The organism is Blautia sp. SC05B48 (genome assembly GCF_005848555.1).
Classification (GTDB): domain Bacteria; phylum Bacillota; class Clostridia; order Lachnospirales; family Lachnospiraceae; genus Blautia_A.
On sequence record NZ_CP040518.1, the window covers coordinates 81065 to 96057 of the forward strand.

Annotated in this window: 16 protein-coding genes; all 16 read right to left on the reverse strand. The window is 46.8% G+C overall.

Annotated features, from left to right (window positions below; all coding sequences use genetic code 11):
• Positions 1–8: 8 nt before the first annotated feature.
• Positions 9–521, reverse strand: a complete 513-nt coding sequence (locus tag EYS05_RS00375) for a deoxyuridine 5'-triphosphate nucleotidohydrolase (RefSeq protein WP_138276324.1) — start codon at positions 519–521, stop codon at positions 9–11.
• Positions 522–565: 44 nt separating this feature from the next.
• Positions 566–1057, reverse strand: a complete 492-nt coding sequence (nrdG, locus tag EYS05_RS00380) for an anaerobic ribonucleoside-triphosphate reductase activating protein (protein WP_118513778.1) — start codon at positions 1055–1057, stop codon at positions 566–568.
• Between the two features lie 3 nt (positions 1058–1060).
• On the reverse strand, positions 1061–3154 hold the full coding sequence (locus tag EYS05_RS00385; protein WP_118625421.1) for a polyribonucleotide nucleotidyltransferase: 2094 nt from the start codon (positions 3152–3154) through the stop codon (positions 1061–1063).
• 197 nt (positions 3155–3351) lie between these two features.
• Complete coding sequence (rpsO, locus tag EYS05_RS00390; RefSeq protein WP_015525801.1) at positions 3352–3618, reverse strand: 30S ribosomal protein S15; 267 nt, start codon at positions 3616–3618, stop codon at positions 3352–3354.
• A 156-nt stretch (positions 3619–3774) separates the two neighbouring features.
• Positions 3775–4674 (reverse strand): bifunctional riboflavin kinase/FAD synthetase, encoded by a 900-nt coding sequence (locus EYS05_RS00395; RefSeq protein WP_118625419.1) that lies wholly within the window; start codon positions 4672–4674, stop codon positions 3775–3777.
• Between the two features lie 34 nt (positions 4675–4708).
• A complete protein-coding gene (truB, locus tag EYS05_RS00400) occupies positions 4709–5599 on the reverse strand; it encodes a tRNA pseudouridine(55) synthase TruB (RefSeq protein ID WP_420314112.1) in 891 nt (296 codons plus the stop codon).
• 7 nt (positions 5600–5606) lie between these two features.
• Positions 5607–6563 (reverse strand): DHH family phosphoesterase, encoded by a 957-nt coding sequence (locus tag EYS05_RS00405; RefSeq protein ID WP_022426620.1) that lies wholly within the window; start codon positions 6561–6563, stop codon positions 5607–5609.
• A gap of 9 nt (positions 6564–6572) precedes the next feature.
• On the reverse strand, positions 6573–6941 hold the full coding sequence (gene rbfA, locus EYS05_RS00410; RefSeq protein WP_015525797.1) for a 30S ribosome-binding factor RbfA: 369 nt from the start codon (positions 6939–6941) through the stop codon (positions 6573–6575).
• Between the two features lie 12 nt (positions 6942–6953).
• Positions 6954–9647: a translation initiation factor IF-2 gene (infB, locus tag EYS05_RS00415; RefSeq protein WP_118513655.1), complete on the reverse strand. Its 2694-nt coding sequence runs from the start codon at positions 9645–9647 to the stop codon at positions 6954–6956.
• Positions 9648–9689: 42 nt separating this feature from the next.
• Complete coding sequence (locus tag EYS05_RS00420) at positions 9690–10007, reverse strand: L7Ae/L30e/S12e/Gadd45 family ribosomal protein (protein ID WP_021650310.1); 318 nt, start codon at positions 10005–10007, stop codon at positions 9690–9692.
• Positions 9994–10272, reverse strand: a complete 279-nt coding sequence (rnpM, locus tag EYS05_RS00425) for an RNase P modulator RnpM (protein ID WP_138276325.1) — start codon at positions 10270–10272, stop codon at positions 9994–9996. Before rnpM ends, EYS05_RS00420 begins: the two co-directional genes overlap by 14 nt.
• Positions 10272–11465, reverse strand: a complete 1194-nt coding sequence (gene nusA / locus EYS05_RS00430; protein WP_114001441.1) for a transcription termination factor NusA — start codon at positions 11463–11465, stop codon at positions 10272–10274. Before nusA ends, rnpM begins: the two co-directional genes overlap by 1 nt.
• Positions 11466–11506: 41 nt before the next feature.
• The gene (gene rimP, locus EYS05_RS00435; protein ID WP_021650312.1) at positions 11507–11971 is read right to left on the reverse strand and encodes a ribosome maturation factor RimP; all 465 of its coding nucleotides are present in this window, start codon (positions 11969–11971) and stop codon (positions 11507–11509) included.
• A gap of 171 nt (positions 11972–12142) precedes the next feature.
• A complete protein-coding gene (locus EYS05_RS00440) occupies positions 12143–12583 on the reverse strand; it encodes a hypothetical protein (protein ID WP_138276326.1) in 441 nt (146 codons plus the stop codon).
• Complete coding sequence (locus EYS05_RS00445; protein ID WP_138276327.1) at positions 12567–13034, reverse strand: DUF3990 domain-containing protein; 468 nt, start codon at positions 13032–13034, stop codon at positions 12567–12569. The genes EYS05_RS00440 and EYS05_RS00445 overlap by 17 nt, the downstream gene beginning before the upstream one ends.
• A gap of 106 nt (positions 13035–13140) precedes the next feature.
• A complete protein-coding gene (locus EYS05_RS00450; RefSeq protein ID WP_138277653.1) occupies positions 13141–14928 on the reverse strand; it encodes an amino acid ABC transporter ATP-binding/permease protein in 1788 nt (595 codons plus the stop codon).
• Positions 14929–14993: the final 65 nt, after the last annotated feature.

A 14993-nucleotide genomic window follows, 5' to 3' on the forward strand; every position in this document is an offset into this window, starting at 1 on the left:
CTTTCGTTTTATTTTGTGGTACTTCCGAAGCCACCGTTTCTTACTGCGTCCGCATCGTCATCCACGGTGATTCCGTATTCTACAAAGATTCCCTGCATGAAACCGGTTCCTGCCGGGATCTGGATAGTTTTATCTTCTCTTGTATCGTTGGTCAGTTTGGAAAAAATATGGCCTTCGTTGTCAGAAAAGAAATAATCGCTGTCAATGATTCCCACTGTGTTATTCAACTGCAGCCGGAATTTAAATCCCAGTCCGCTTCTCGGATAACATTTCAGGACCCAGCCCTCTTCCATCTCTACACGGATACCGGTCGGTATCTTTACGATCTCACCTGGCTTCATGGTCACATCCACAGGTGCATAAAAATCATATCCTGCACTTCCGGTCGTAGCTCTCTTCGGAAGCTTCAGACTGTCGTAGATATTTCGGATTTCCTCTTCTGAATACTGTTCAAAGGTATCTTTCCAGTCCTTTGCAAACTGTTCAAAACTTACCTTGTGAAATTTCGCAATTCTTTTCATTTTTCGTTCCACTCCCAATAGGTAATTTCAGAAAAAACCTCTGATCACTCCGCATACAGAACCACACGGTTCTCACGAAGTGACGCCTGTACATCGATCACCCTCTGATTTGAGGAGCCTTTCCATTTCAGAAGAACTTCTTTCTTATCCACCTGAAATTCCCCGTCCACACACACATCCAGATAATGGATGATCTCATACTGCTGGATTTCTTCCCAGAGAGAACCCGTATACAGCCAGATCGTCTTATCCGGATACTTCTCTCTGATCTCTCGTGCAAGAGCTGTTACCTCAGCGATATTGGAAGGATGCAGCGGATCGCCTCCTGAGAAGGTGATCCCGCTGATATAATCCTTGTCCAGCTCTGCAAATATCTCAGCTCGCTCGCTGTCCGTAAAGGGCAGACCTCCATTCGGATCCCAGGTAATGGGATTCTGACACTCCCGGCAGCCGTGTGAACAGCCGGCTACCCAGAGCACTACACGAAGTCCGTCTCCGTTTAACATATCGTCCTTGGTAATATTGTGGTATCTCATCATTTATGCTTCTTCCGGTACATCCTTCATGCTGAAGCTGATTCTTCCCATCTTGTCCTTGCCAAGGCAGATAACCTTAACTTTGTCGCCAAGTGTGAGAACATCTTCAACACGGTTGATCCTCTGTTTGGAGATCTTGGAAATGTGTACCATTCCCTCCTTGCCCGGTGCAAACTCAAGGAATGCGCCAAACTCTTTGATGCTGACTACGCGTCCTGTAAAGATCTGTCCTGCCTCAAACTCGGTAGTGATGATCTCGATCATACGTTTTGCTTCATCCATACCCTTCTGGTCTGTTCCGCAAATGGAAACTGCGCCGTCATCTGTGATGTCGATCTTCACACCTGTACGCTCGATGATCGTATTGATAGTCTTTCCTCTCTGTCCGACTACATCACCGATCTTCTGCGGGTCGATCTGGATCTGGATGATCTTCGGAGCAAACTCACCAACAGTTGTACGAGGCTTGTCGATACATTTCTCCATAACTTCTGTCAAAATATATTCCCTTGCCTCTTTTGTTCTGCGGATCGCTTCCTCAACGATCGGTCTTGTAAGACCATGGATCTTGATATCCATCTGGATCGCTGTGATTCCGTCATGTGTTCCGGCTACCTTGAAGTCCATATCTCCGAAGAAGTCCTCAAGGCCCTGGATATCTGTAAGAACGATGTAATCATCGTCTGTTTCACCTGTAACAAGTCCGCAGGAAATACCTGCAACCGGTTTTCTGATCGGTACACCGGCAGCCATCAGTGACATGGTAGATGCACAGATACTTGCCTGGGATGTGGAGCCGTTGGACTCAAATGTCTCAGATACGGTACGGATCGCATATGGGAATTCTTCCTCTGTAGGAAGTACCGGTACCAGTGCTCTCTCAGCAAGTGCTCCGTGACCGATCTCACGACGTCCCGGTCCTCTGGAAGGCTTGGTCTCACCTACAGAGTAGGACGGGAAATTGTAGTGGTGCATATATCTCTTGGATGTCTCAAACTCATCCAGTCCGTCAAGACGCTGTGCCTCTGTAAGAGGAGCAAGTGTAGTAACGGTACAGATCTGAGTCTGTCCTCTTGTGAACATGGCAGAACCATGAACCCTCGGGATGATATCTGTCTCTGCAGCCAGCGGACGGATCTGTCTGATCTCACGTCCATCCGGACGTTTATGATCTTTGAGGATCATCTTACGGACAGTCTTCTTCTGGTACTGATATACAGCCTCACCGAGAACGGCAAGCCATTCCTCATTGTCTGCAAAAGCTTCTTTCAGCTTATCAGTGATCTCGCTGATGTTATTCTCACGTGTCTGCTTGTCATCAGAGAATACAGCCACCTCCATCTCTTCCGGAGGAACGATCTTCTTGATCTCATCAAAAAGCTCCTGAGGTACTGCACAGGACTCGTAGGAATGTTTCTCTTTTCCGCACTCTGCTACGATCTGGTCAATGAATCTGATGATCTCCTGGTTCACTTCATGGGCCTTGTAGATAGCCTCGATCATCTTATCTTCCGGGATCTCATTAGCTCCGGCCTCGATCATGATAACCTTCTCTCTTGTAGAAGCAACAGTAAGCTGAAGATCAGAAACTGCCTTCTGTGCAAGTGTTGGGTTGATGATAAACTCGCCGTCGATCATACCAACCTGTGTGGTTGCGCATGGACCGTCAAATGGGATATCAGAAATACAGGTTGCAATGGAAGAACCAAGCATAGCCGGGATCTCCGGATTGCATTCCGGATCAACAGACATAACCATATCTACCAGAGTTACGTCATTTCTGTAATCCTTTGGAAACAGCGGACGCATCGGACGGTCGATAACACGGGATGTAAGGATCGCATGCTCGCTTGCCTTACCCTCTCTCTTGTTGAAGCCTCCCGGGATCTTTCCTACTGCATACATCTTCTCCTCATACTCAACACTTAAAGGAAAGAAATCGATTCCTTCTCTCGGCTCTTTGGATGCGGTAGCAGTAGCAAGAACTGTAGTATCACCGTAGTGCATAAGAGCAGCACCATTGGCCTGTTTCGCTACACGTCCGATATCTACAGTCAGTGTTCTTCCTGCAAGTTCCATGGAATAACTTTTGTACATATTCGTTCTCCTTTTCTTATTATAATAATATCTGACAGGAGCCCGAAACAACTGAAAAGACCACTTCCTTTGAAAAAGATCTCGACCGGAAATGGGCTTTTCAGTAGTCTCGGAAATCACTCCTGCGGTAATTCCGTCTGTGTTTATCACACATGTTAAAATGGGGCGGATGGAATCATCCGCCCCTCCCGTAGCAATTATTTTCTTAAACCTAATTTCTCAATCAGTGCACGGTATCTTTCGATGTCTGTTTTCTTAAGATAAGCAAGAAGGCCACGTCTCTGACCTACCATTTTCAGAAGACCTCTTCTGGAATGATGATCTTTGTGGTGTGTTTTAAGATGCTCTGTGAGCTCCTGGATTCTTGCTGTAAGAACTGCAACCTGAACCTCCGGTGAACCTGTGTCACCCTCTGTTCTTGCATACTCTTTCATGATCGCTGTTTTCTTCTCTTTAGAAATCATTGTTGTTTCCTCCTTGAAATTTTAATCAAACGCCGGGTATTAAGAAGTGGTCGGAGTCTCCGGCTTCTGAATACTGGCTTTTTTCACCTCGAACAGTATAGCACACGGTTTCTGACCTGTAAACTGTTTTTTTCGAAAAGTTTTTCCCGAAAGTTTTTATTTTTCGAGACTGCGGAAATAAGCCTTTCCCTTTTCTGCATCCTTCAGGAGCTGCTGCTTTAGTGCTTCTATGGACGAAAAGCGCTTCTCCGGTCTGGAATAATGAAAGAATTCCACTCTGCAGGGCTCTCCGTACAGATCCTCCTCACAGTCAAAAAGATAGGTCTCAACACCCAGGAATTTCTCTCCGATGGTTGGCTTATATCCTACGTTTGTGATCCCGCAAAGGGTTCTGTCCTTAAAATGGGACACTGTATCATAAACGCCATTTGGCGGCATCAGCTTTTCTTTTGCAGGAACGATATTAGTAGTGGGAAGAAGGACCTTATGTCCCATTCCTCTTCCATGTTCGATCACACCGTCCACAAAAAAGGGGATTCCCAGCAGATCATTAACCTTTTCCATATTTCCCTTTTTCAGTTCCTCACGGATAAATGTACTGCTGATCTTTCTGCGGCCTTCCATTTCTTTCGGAACAACATCCACAGTAAAGCCAAGCTTCCTTCCCATAGTCTCCAGAAGCTGTGGTGTTCCCTTGCGTTCATACCCGAACCTGAAATCTTCTCCCACTGCAACATGCTCCGCCTGAAGATCTCCCACCAGGATCTCTTTAATAAAGGTTTCCGCCTTCATATGACGGATCCGGTTATCCAGCGGACATTCGATCAGCACATCCACGCCTGCTTTCTCAAGAAGCTGACATCGTTCCTCTTTTGTAAAGATCATCTGACTGCCGATGCCAAGAGAAAAAAGGACTGTCTGCAGACCTTTTTCTTTCTGTTCCAGGATCTTCTCCACCAGTTTCTGGTGTCCACGGTGTATGCCATCAAATTTTCCAAGTGTCACCGCACTCTTTGAAAGGCGCGGAAATTCTCCGTCGATCTTCAAGTATTCCATATCTTCTGCTGCTCCTGCAAGTTTTTATAAAGTGTCATACAAAAAACATGCGGATGGGTACGTATTTCTGTTTTCTTTCATCCCAGCCGTATATTCCTGTGAAATTTCCGCTGCTTTTATACATCCGGACTTTTTCTTCCCTGCTGCCTCCCTGTACCAGTTCTTCCGGAAGCGGGTTTCCGTTATTGAGAAGTCTGTCTCCCTCCGGTGTACAGGTAAGGACCGGATACTTGGAAAGTACATCCTCGATGGAAACAAGCTTTTCCCCGATGGTCCCATCGGCAACCGCCTCCTCCACCTGGGAAAGTGTCATGCTCTCTTCCAGAGTGAAATTTCCGGACCTGGTCCGAAGCAGCTCTTCCATGGCTCCGCCGCAGCCTAATTTTTCTCCGATGTCATTGCAAAGTGTACGGATATAGGTGCCCTTGCTGCAGGTAACGCTTATGCGTACCAGCGGAAGCTCCATATCCAGTATCCTTATCTCATAAAAAACCACAGGGCGCGGCTTACGCTCTATGGTTTTTCCTTCTCTGGCCAGTTCGTAAAGCTTCTTTCCGTTTACCTTCAGGGCCGAATACATAGGAGGGACCTGCTGCTGTTCTCCCACAAAGGATCCCACTGCCTCACGGACTTCCTCTTCCGTGACGGTCACAGGTTTCTCAGAAAGAACAGCTCCGGTCATGTCCTGGGTATCTGTGGAAACTCCCAGCCTTAAAACCGCCTCATATGTTTTTTCTTTTTCTGTAAGAAGTTCCACCAGCCGGGTCCCCTTGCCCAGTGCAACAGGAAGTACTCCCTCTGCTGCCGGATCCAGAGTCCCGGTATGGCCGATCTTTTTCATGTGGAGAATCCCACGCAGCTTTGCAACAACATCATGAGAGGTATAACCTTTTTCCTTTCGGATCACAAGTATTCCGTCCATGATCTTATCTTTACTCCTCTGCAAGCTGTTTTTCAATTTCAGCGGTAAGGTTGTTGATCACATCGTACATGGAGCCCTGCATATCACAGCCGGCCGCACGCACATGTCCGCCGCCTCCGAAAAATACGGCAATCTTGCTTACATCCACCTTACCATTGGAACGGAGAGATACTTTAAAGAGTTGCGTCTGCATCTCATAGATAAAGATCGCAACCTCCACACCAGCAGTCAGACGGAGCTGGCTCACGATTCCCTCCAGATCCTTTCCTTCCACACTGTAGAAATCCATCTCCCGTTTTTTCAGATATCCGACCACACACTTACCGCCCTGAAGGAGAATACTCTCTGCCAGGACACGTCCCATGACCTGATTCTGAAGATATGTTTTCTGGTAAAAGGACTCATCGATGATCCTGCTGAAATCAAATCCTGTTTTCATCAGTTCTCCGGCGATCCTCATGGTTTCCGGTGTTGTGGAAGAATACTGGAACACGCCGGTATCATGTGCCATTCCCGTATAAATAGGAACCGCAATGGAACGATCGATCTTGTCTGAATCCAGAAGTCCGTAAAGAACTTCACTGGCAGAGCTGATTTCGCCTCTTACATGATTGACATCCGCAAATCCGTTATTGCTCACATGATGGTCAATGCAGGCTGTCTTTTTTGCTGCATCAAAATATTTCCGGGCAACTGCAAGCCTGTCCAGTGCGCTGACATCACAGGTGATAAAAAGATCATACACCTTATCTTCTTCTGCTTCTGTCTTAACCTCATCCATTCTGTCAATGTAATCAAATACAGGTTTTCGGTCTTCCAGATAAACATCTGCTTCTATATCAGGAAAATATTTCCGGATATAGAGATACAGAGCCATACAGGAACCAATGCAGTCCCCATCCGGACGGATGTGACCGCCAATGCCAACGGTTTTTACATTTTCCAGTATTTCTGAAATGTTTTTCATTTTTTCCACCTATTCCTCTGTTTCCATCCCACTCATTACGTCATTGATCTTCTTTGACATATTTACACCATATTCAATAGACTCATCCAGAACAAAACGGATCTCCGGTGTATTGCGGAGATTCAGTCTTCTGGCCAGTTCTCTCCGAACATAGCCCTCTGCATTCTTCAAGCCCCGGAGGGTGGAATCCTTGGCCTGTTTCTCGCCCAGCACACTGATGTAGGCTTTGCAGGTCTTAAGATCCGGTGCCACCTCAACAGCTGTCACAGAGGTCATCGGATGAATTCTGGGATCCTTGATCTCGCTGTGTATGATGGTGCTGAGTTCTTTTTGAACTGCACCATTCACACGTGTATTTTTAATGCTGTTTTTTCTCATTACGAATCACTCCTATCTTGGTACCTCTACCATGATATATGCTTCGACTTTATCTTCTTCTTTGACATCATTAAAGTCATTAAATACAAGGCCGCACTCATAGCCGGCACGAACTTCCTTGACATCATCCTTAAATCTCTTCAGGGATGCAAGCTCACCCTCGAAGATCTGGTCCTCACCTCGTGTGATACGAACCTTACAGTTACGCTGGAATGTACCATCCAGCACATAGCTTCCTGCGATGGTTCCGACACCGGATGCCTTGAACAGCTGACGAACCTCTGCGTGACCGATAACCTTCTCCTCGAATACAGGATCCAGCATACCCTTCATGGCTGCCTCTACATCCTCGATTGCCTGATAAATGACTTTATAAAGTCGAAGGTCAACACCCTCCTGCTCAGCAAGCTGTTTTGCTGTGGTATCAGGACGTACGTTAAAGCCAATGATGATAGCATTGGATGTTGCAGCAAGGCTAACATCAGACTCATTGATGGCACCTACGCCACCATGGATCACCTTAACGATAACTTCCTCGTTGGAAAGCTTGGTAAGACTCTGTTTTACAGCCTCAACAGATCCCTGTACATCGGCCTTGACGATGATCGGAAGCTCCTTAAGATCGCTGGCCTGGATCTGGTCAAACAGGTTATCCAGAGAAAGCTTGCCTTTGGTCTCCTCGAGAAGACGGCTCTTGTTCTCTGTAACGAATGCGCCTGCAAAGTTCTTGGCTTCTTTATCGCTCTCGAAGGACATCAGGATCTCACCTGCATTGGGAACATCGCCAAGTCCGAGGATCTCAACCGGAGTAGACGGACCTGCCTCTTTTACACGACGTCCTTTATCATCCATCATTGCACGTACCTTACCGTTGCATGCACCTGCAGCAATAAAATCTCCCACATGAAGAGTACCCTTCTGAACAAGAATAGTAGCAACCGGTCCTTTACCCTTATCAAGCTGAGCCTCAATAACAAGACCTCTTGCCTCACGGTTCGGATTGGCTTTGAGCTCGGAAACCTCAGCAGTAAGAAGGATCATCTCAAGAAGATTCTCAATTCCTTCTCCTGTATGTGCGGACACCGGAACAAAGATGGTGCTTCCGCCCCAGTCCTCAGGAATCAGTTCATACTCGGAAAGTTCCTGTTTTACACGCTCAACATTTGCACTTGGTTTATCGATCTTATTGATGGCAACGATGATCTCAACACCTGCTGCCTTTGCATGACTGATCGCCTCTACTGTCTGCGGCATTACACCATCGTCTGCGGCAACGACCAGAACTGCGATATCTGTAGCGTTGGCACCACGCATACGCATAGCTGTGAACGCCTCATGTCCCGGTGTATCCAGGAATGTGATCTTCTGGCCCTTGATATTTACCACGTAAGCACCGATGTGCTGTGTGATTCCGCCGGCCTCGCCTCTGGTTACGTTTGTATTACGGATAGCATCCAGAAGAGATGTTTTACCATGGTCAACGTGACCCATAACACAGACTACCGGAGGTCTCGGAACCATATCATCCTCGTCCTCTTCGTCCTCTTTGAGGAGCTCTGCGATCACATCCACCTTTTCTTCCTTCTCAGCAATGATATCAAAGCCAAGTGCGATCTCCTCTGCCTTTTCAAAGTCGATTTCCTGGTTTACGGTTACCATGACCCCTTCCATGAAAAGCTTCTTAACGATCACTGACGGCTGCATCTTCATCGCATCCGCAAGCTCACGGATAGTAAGCTTCTCCGGAATGGTGATCTCCTTGATCTCCGGTTTCTTCTCTTCCTGCTTCGGCTGTGGATTCGGTTTCTGAAGTGCTTTCGGAATTCTGGAATTCGGTCTGCGTCCGCCCTGATTTGGTCTGCGTCCGCCCTGGGTACCTTTCTCGAATTCTTTCTTCTTGTTCTTATTCTCTCTGTCACGCTCACGCTTGCTGTCCTTGGATGTCTTGGTCAGCTCCGGGGTGAATACAGCATCTGAAGAGCCACCGCTTCTTCTCTGTCCCGGACGCTGTCCGCCGCCCTGGCCACCACGGTTTGCTCCGCCGAAACGGTTATCTCCGCCTCTTCCGCCTTCGGAACGTCCGCCCTGGCCTCCCTGGCCACGGTTTGCTCCGCCGCCGAAACGGCTTCCTCCGTCTCTTCTTCCTTCAAAGCTTCCGCCCTGACCACCCTGGCCACGGTTTGCTCCACCGCTGAAACGGCTTCCGCCTCTTCCGTCATTCTGGCGTGGGCCTCTGTTTCCCTCGCCCTGTCTTGCCGGACGTCCCTCGCCATTCTGGGAACGGTTTCCGCCAAAACGATTTCCACCGTCTCTTCTTCCTTCGAAGGTTCTTCCGTCACGATTTCCGTCTCTTCTTCCTTCCGGACGGTTGCCCTGCGTTCTTCCGCCCTGAGTGCGATTCTGTCCACTCTGACCGTTTCTCTGCTCACCGGCCTCACCGTTTCTTGTGTTTGCTCCTGTGCTTCTCTGACCGCCGTTCTGTGGACGTGCCGGTCCCTTTCTCTCGCCCGCTGCCGGTTTTCTTCTTCCTTTACCGCCATCGCTGGCATTCTGTGCATGAAATACACGGATGATATTTTTTTTCTTTTTCGGTGCTTCAGACTTGTTACCCTCTGTATTCACCGTTGTTGTCTTTTCTTCTGTTTTTGGAGTATCCAATTGTCTATATTGCTCCTTTCCCGATCTGTTGAATTTATCTTTTATCATTTCTAACGTCAAACCTCCTTACAGACGCCTGTATCATGCAGGTTATCTGCCGGATTCTTTTTCCAGCGCCTTCATGATCGCCTTTGCAAAATTTTCGTCCTGCACGGCAAGGCTGGCACGGAATTCTTTGCCCATTGCTCTGCCCAGGCTCTCTTTGTCTGAAAGGAAATATAACGGAACTTCATAATAGGTACACATATTCCGAAATTTCTTTTTTGTGTTTTCGGAGGCATCATCTGCCACCAGTGCCAGGAAACCTTTTCCTGTTTTTACGGATTTTTCTGTGGAAAATTCTCCGCTCACTGTTTTTCCTGCTTTTGTCGCAAGTCCGATGAGTGATAAAACCTTATTGTTTTTCAATTGATCCAAACTCCTTTTTGAGGTTCTGATACACTTCATCCGGAACTGCCATTTTCAAGGAACGCTCCAGGCCATGGTTTTTGATAGCCTTTTCCAGGCATTCCTCTGAGAAACAAAGGTATGCGCCGCGTCCGTTTTTCTTACCTGTAGCGTCCAGGATGATCTCATTCTCTGCTGTCCTGAGAACTCGTATCATTTCCTTTTTGCTTTTCATTTCCCTGCAGCCGGTACACTGACGCATGGGAATCTTGGTTCTCGTTTTCATTATTCTTCGGCATCTCCATCTGCTGTTTCTTCAGCTTCTGTTTCTGTCTCTTCTGTATCTTCCTCTGCTTCTTCAATCTCTTCGGAAACAGCCTCTTCTGTCATTTCTTCCTCTGCTTCCTCGTGTTCCTCATCGTAATCATCGTAGAAGTCACCGGACTCTCTTGCCTGTGTCTCGCTCTTGATGTCGATCTTGAAGCCTGTAAGTCTTGCAGCAAGACGTGCGTTCTGTCCTTCCTTGCCGATAGCAAGGGAAAGCTGGTAATCCGGAACTACGACCAGTGCGGTCTTCTCATCCGGGTCAGCCATAACTGCGATAACTTTTGCAGGGCTTAATGCGTTCTCGATAAGGATCGCCGGGTTCTCATCCCAGTTGATGATATCGATCTTCTCACCGTGAAGCTCGTTGACAACCGCACCTACACGGGCGCCGTTCATACCAACACATGCTCCCACAGCATCTACATCCGGATCGTTGCTCCATACGGCGATCTTGGTACGGGACCCTGCCTCACGGGCAATGCTCTTGATCTCAACGGTACCATCTCTCACCTCTGCAACCTCGGACTCGAAAAGTCTCTTTACAAGACCAGGATGTGTTCTGGAAACCAGGATACGTGGTCCCTTCGGTGTGTCCTTTACCTCAAGGATGTAAACTTTTACTCGCTCAGTCGGCTGGAATGTCTCGCCTTTTACCTGCTCGTTCTCTGTGAGGACTGCGTCTGCCTTACCGAGGTTGATGCTGACATTTTTGCCCATTACTCTCTGAACAATACCGGTTACTACTTCTTTTTCGATTCCGTAGTACTGATCGTAGAGAACTTTGCGCTCTTCCTCACGGATCTTCTGAAGAATGACGTTCTTTGCGTTCTGAGTTGCGATACGTCCGAATTCCTTGGACTGGATCTCAACTTTCATAACATCGCCGATCTCTGCGTTGGTGTTTGTTTTCTGTGCATCCACCAGAGAAATCTCAAGAGCTGGATCCTCCACATGCTCTACAACAGTTCTGTCAGCGTAAACACTGAAGTCACAGGTCTCCGGATCGATCATAACGTGAACGTTATCTGCCTTTCCGAAATGGTTTTTACATGCCTGGATCAGTGACTGCTCAATTGCCTCCAGCAGTGTATCCTTACTGATGTTTTTCTCTTTTTCGAGAACATCCAGCGCATCTCTTAAATCTCTGCTCATTTTCCTTTTTTCCTCCTGAATTTTACAGATTCGATTCTCTTTTAGAATTCGATCGCGAGACGAATCAGGGCAATATCTTTTTTATCAAAGGTACGTTCTGTGCCGTCTTCATCGATTGTCACACTGTTACTATCATATGCATTTAAAATACCGCAGAATTCTTTCTGTTTCTCGATGGGCCGGTAGGTACGGATCTCCACCAGCTTGCCAAGGCTTCTCTTAAAGTCTTTTTCTTTTTTAAGAGGCCGGTCAAGTCCCGGAGAACTGATCTCCATAATGTAGCTGTCCTCGATGAAATCCTGCTCATCCAGTATATCGCTGAATGCACGGCTTACGTCCTCGCAGTCATTGACTGTGATTCCGCCCGGCTTGTCGATATAGCCTCTGAGATACCAGGTTCCGGCTTCCTTGACATACTCCACGTCTACCAGCTCAAAGCCCCTGGACTCCACGATCGGTGTAAGGATTGCCTCTGTCTTCTGTTCATATTCTTCCCGTCTGCTCATGCTTCCCACCTGCCTTTCCTATTTCTGCCTATTTCTGAACAAATTCCTTCTCAGCAAATAGGAGCGGGCTCTCGCCCACTCCTATGCCAACAAGTTCTTAGTTTCGTTCATTGTAACACCAATGTCTGTTAAATGCAAGTATTAATTGTGATTTGAATTTCTGTTTATCTTTTACAGGATTTCTCCCGCTTTATAGCATGCTGCTATATAATCTCTCGGCTGATAATAAAAATCTGTATTATAGTCCGAAATATGTGCATCAATCCAGGAATGATAAATATCCCATATTCCTTTTTCGATTTCCGCATCATCATATATGTCTTCTATTAATCGCTCATATACTTCTCCAATATCCCAGTAATCCGGAACCGTATATCTGCACATGGATACATTGTCAAATTCCCCTTCCGGAATATTGCATTGCTCCATAAACTCTGCTGCAACTTTTTGTATTGGCTCACAGTGAAATACATCCGCATAATCGTATATTCTCTTTATGTTTTCCCTGCCAAGATAATCTGTGATTTCCCGCCGATGTTGTTTTCTGTTTCGTCCTATATACTCAATCAGGCTACAGGTAAAAAATAAATTGTTATTATTTTTTTTCGCCATATATGACCTCACTTCCTGCAAATTCCAAAGTATCCAATGCCGAAATTGTATGAAAACTGATCTGATGTGTGGGGTATTTAAATTTTACCAGTTCCCAGAAAGCAGCTCTTGAGATCTTACCATCCAGATAGTTTTGCAGATAATTGTAGATCGTATCATCTGCCATTGGTCCTTCCACAATATCATACTGATGTGCTTGTCCACTTCGACAGGAAATAATAAAGTCCAGCCATTCTTCTGTCATTTTCTCAAATTTAAGAATTTTTAATTCTGTATTTTCTGTATACTCGTACCTATTGATGTATCCCTTTTCTCCGTACCTTGTTGCCCACCGTTCTGCCTGTTTTTCGATGTTCGTACAATAGAAGCCAAAATAGAAATCTTTGTTAAATCGGGCTTTTCTGATTTCCGGATACTCTACTATATCTTTACTTCCATGATATAAGGTCATATGCGCTCCTTTTCAGATCGGACTTAACACAATAGTCTCCTGGAGCTATTATAGCAAATGTGTATCGGAAATCGCAATATATTTTACTCTCACAAGAGCATCCATATCATGACACTCTCCCATTCTCCATCTCATACACCACATCTGCAACATTCATTGTAGAAGTTCTGTGTGACACCAGCACGACGGTACGGTTGGCATTATCTTCTTTCAGGGACTTCAGGATGATGCCTTCGTTCAGGGAATCCAGATTGGAGGTTGGCTCGTCCAGAAGAAGGAGCGGGCTGTCGTGAAGGAAGGCTCTTGCAATACCGATTCTCTGCTTTTCGCCGCCGGAGAGTGTGTCTCCCAGTTCTCCGACTTCTGTGTCATATCCTTTTGGAAGGGTCATGATGAATTCATGGATGGAAGCTTTTTTTGCGGCCTCCATGATTTCCTCACGGGTTGCGCCTGGTTTTGCGATGGCGATATTGTTTGCGATGGAATCGTGGAACAGGTGGGTTTCCTGTGTCACATAGCTTTCCAGATCCCGCAGCCTGCGTGTCGGGATCTCTTTTACATTTCTGTTATCTACGAAAATGCTGCCTGCACTTACATCCCAAAAACGCATCAGAAGCTTTAAAAGTGTGGATTTTCCGGAACCGCTGGCTCCATGGATACCGGTGATCTTACCCGGTGCAAGTTTCAGGGAGTAGTCGTCCAGGATGGTTTCATCTTCATATGCGAATGTCACATGAGAGGCTTCTGCACCTGTAAATCCATCACCGGATTCATCTTGTTTCTCCACATCATTAAACCTTCCAACTGCGTGAAACTCGATTCCATCCGGAATCTCCTCCACCAGTGGTTTCTCCTCCAGGAGCGAAAGCACACGCTCACCACTTGCCAGAGTCTGATTCAGGTTATTGGAAAGGCTGGACAGTGCCACAACCGGGCCAAAAGATCCCATCATGGCAATGGTACAGGTCAGGATTCCGTCAAAACCGATCTTACCTTTTCCATAAAGATGGATCGTCAGCGCCAGCATTCCAAAGGACGCAAGCAGGATCATAAGATTGGTAAATGATCTCTGGGAACCTTCCATCCGGCTTAAGTCTTCCTGCATTCCTGCAAGTTTCCGGGAGCGGTCAGACATCTGGCCTTTTCTCTTTTCACCCTGATTGTACTGGATGGTTTCATCAAGGCCGCGGAGAGAATCCAGCACAAAACTGTTCAGCTCACCAAACTCCGTACGGAATTCCATACCCTTCTGACTTCCATGCTTTCCATTCCACAGGGGAATCACCACACCTACGATCAGATAGGCGGCCAGAGCCAGAACTCCGGCAAGCACATGATATCTTCCGATAAAAACTACCATGATCACAGAAGTCAGTGTTGCAATCGCAATGGGGGAAATGGTATGCGCATAAAAAACTTCCAGAAGTTCAATATCCGTGGTGATAATGGAGATCAGGTTCCCTTTGTCACGACCTTCCAGCTTCGCAGGGCAGAGCTTACGCAAAACCGCAAATACCTTATGGCGGATGATCGCCAGAAGTTTAAACGCGATAAAATGGTTACAATACTGCTCCACATAATGAAGGATACCACGGAGCACCGCAATCAGGATCATAACGGCAATGATCCCTTTCACAGAAGTTCCGGCAAGCCAGGTACTCTTTATAACAACCTCCGGAATACCAGGAATCCCGGCACCTGCTGCACTTCCTGCCAGGCCATGGAGGATCACCTGCCCTGCCAGGATGGTCAGGAAAATAGCACATAAGTATCCCACGGTTCCCAAAAGAATAGCCGCCAGCATAATATGGAGAAGGGGTTTCACCAGACCAATAAGACTTCTCATGATAGCAATGGCACTTCTTCGCTTTTTCGCTGTATCTGTTCCCGCCATGGCCATATCTGTCTTCTGCCTGTATATATTTTTCTGAGTTTCAGCCATTTCACGTGCGTTATTGT

Bases quoted from the DNA above. Each gene is read 5' to 3' on its own strand.
- EYS05_RS00375 (WP_138276324.1), bottom strand. From the start codon at position 521: ATGAAAAGAATTGCGAAATTTCACAAGGTAAGTTTTGAACAGTTTGCA.
- nrdG (WP_118513778.1), bottom strand. From the start codon at position 1,057: ATGAGATACCACAATATTACCAAGGACGATATGTTAAACGGAGACGGA.
- EYS05_RS00385 (WP_118625421.1), bottom strand. From the start codon at position 3,154: ATGTACAAAAGTTATTCCATGGAACTTGCAGGAAGAACACTGACTGTA.
- rpsO (WP_015525801.1), bottom strand. From the start codon at position 3,618: ATGATTTCTAAAGAGAAGAAAACAGCGATCATGAAAGAGTATGCAAGA.
- EYS05_RS00395 (WP_118625419.1), bottom strand. From the start codon at position 4,674: ATGGAATACTTGAAGATCGACGGAGAATTTCCGCGCCTTTCAAAGAGT.
- EYS05_RS00405 (WP_022426620.1), bottom strand. From the start codon at position 6,563: ATGAAAAACATTTCAGAAATACTGGAAAATGTAAAAACCGTTGGCATT.
- rbfA (WP_015525797.1), bottom strand. From the start codon at position 6,941: ATGAGAAAAAACAGCATTAAAAATACACGTGTGAATGGTGCAGTTCAA.
- infB (WP_118513655.1), bottom strand. From the start codon at position 9,647: ATGATAAAAGATAAATTCAACAGATCGGGAAAGGAGCAATATAGACAA.
- rnpM (WP_138276325.1), bottom strand. From the start codon at position 10,272: ATGAAAACGAGAACCAAGATTCCCATGCGTCAGTGTACCGGCTGCAGG.
- nusA (WP_114001441.1), bottom strand. From the start codon at position 11,465: ATGAGCAGAGATTTAAGAGATGCGCTGGATGTTCTCGAAAAAGAGAAA.
- rimP (WP_021650312.1), bottom strand. From the start codon at position 11,971: ATGAGCAGACGGGAAGAATATGAACAGAAGACAGAGGCAATCCTTACA.
- EYS05_RS00440 (WP_138276326.1), bottom strand. From the start codon at position 12,583: ATGGCGAAAAAAAATAATAACAATTTATTTTTTACCTGTAGCCTGATT.
- EYS05_RS00445 (WP_138276327.1), bottom strand. From the start codon at position 13,034: ATGACCTTATATCATGGAAGTAAAGATATAGTAGAGTATCCGGAAATC.
- EYS05_RS00450 (WP_138277653.1), bottom strand. From the start codon at position 14,928: ATGGCGGGAACAGATACAGCGAAAAAGCGAAGAAGTGCCATTGCTATC.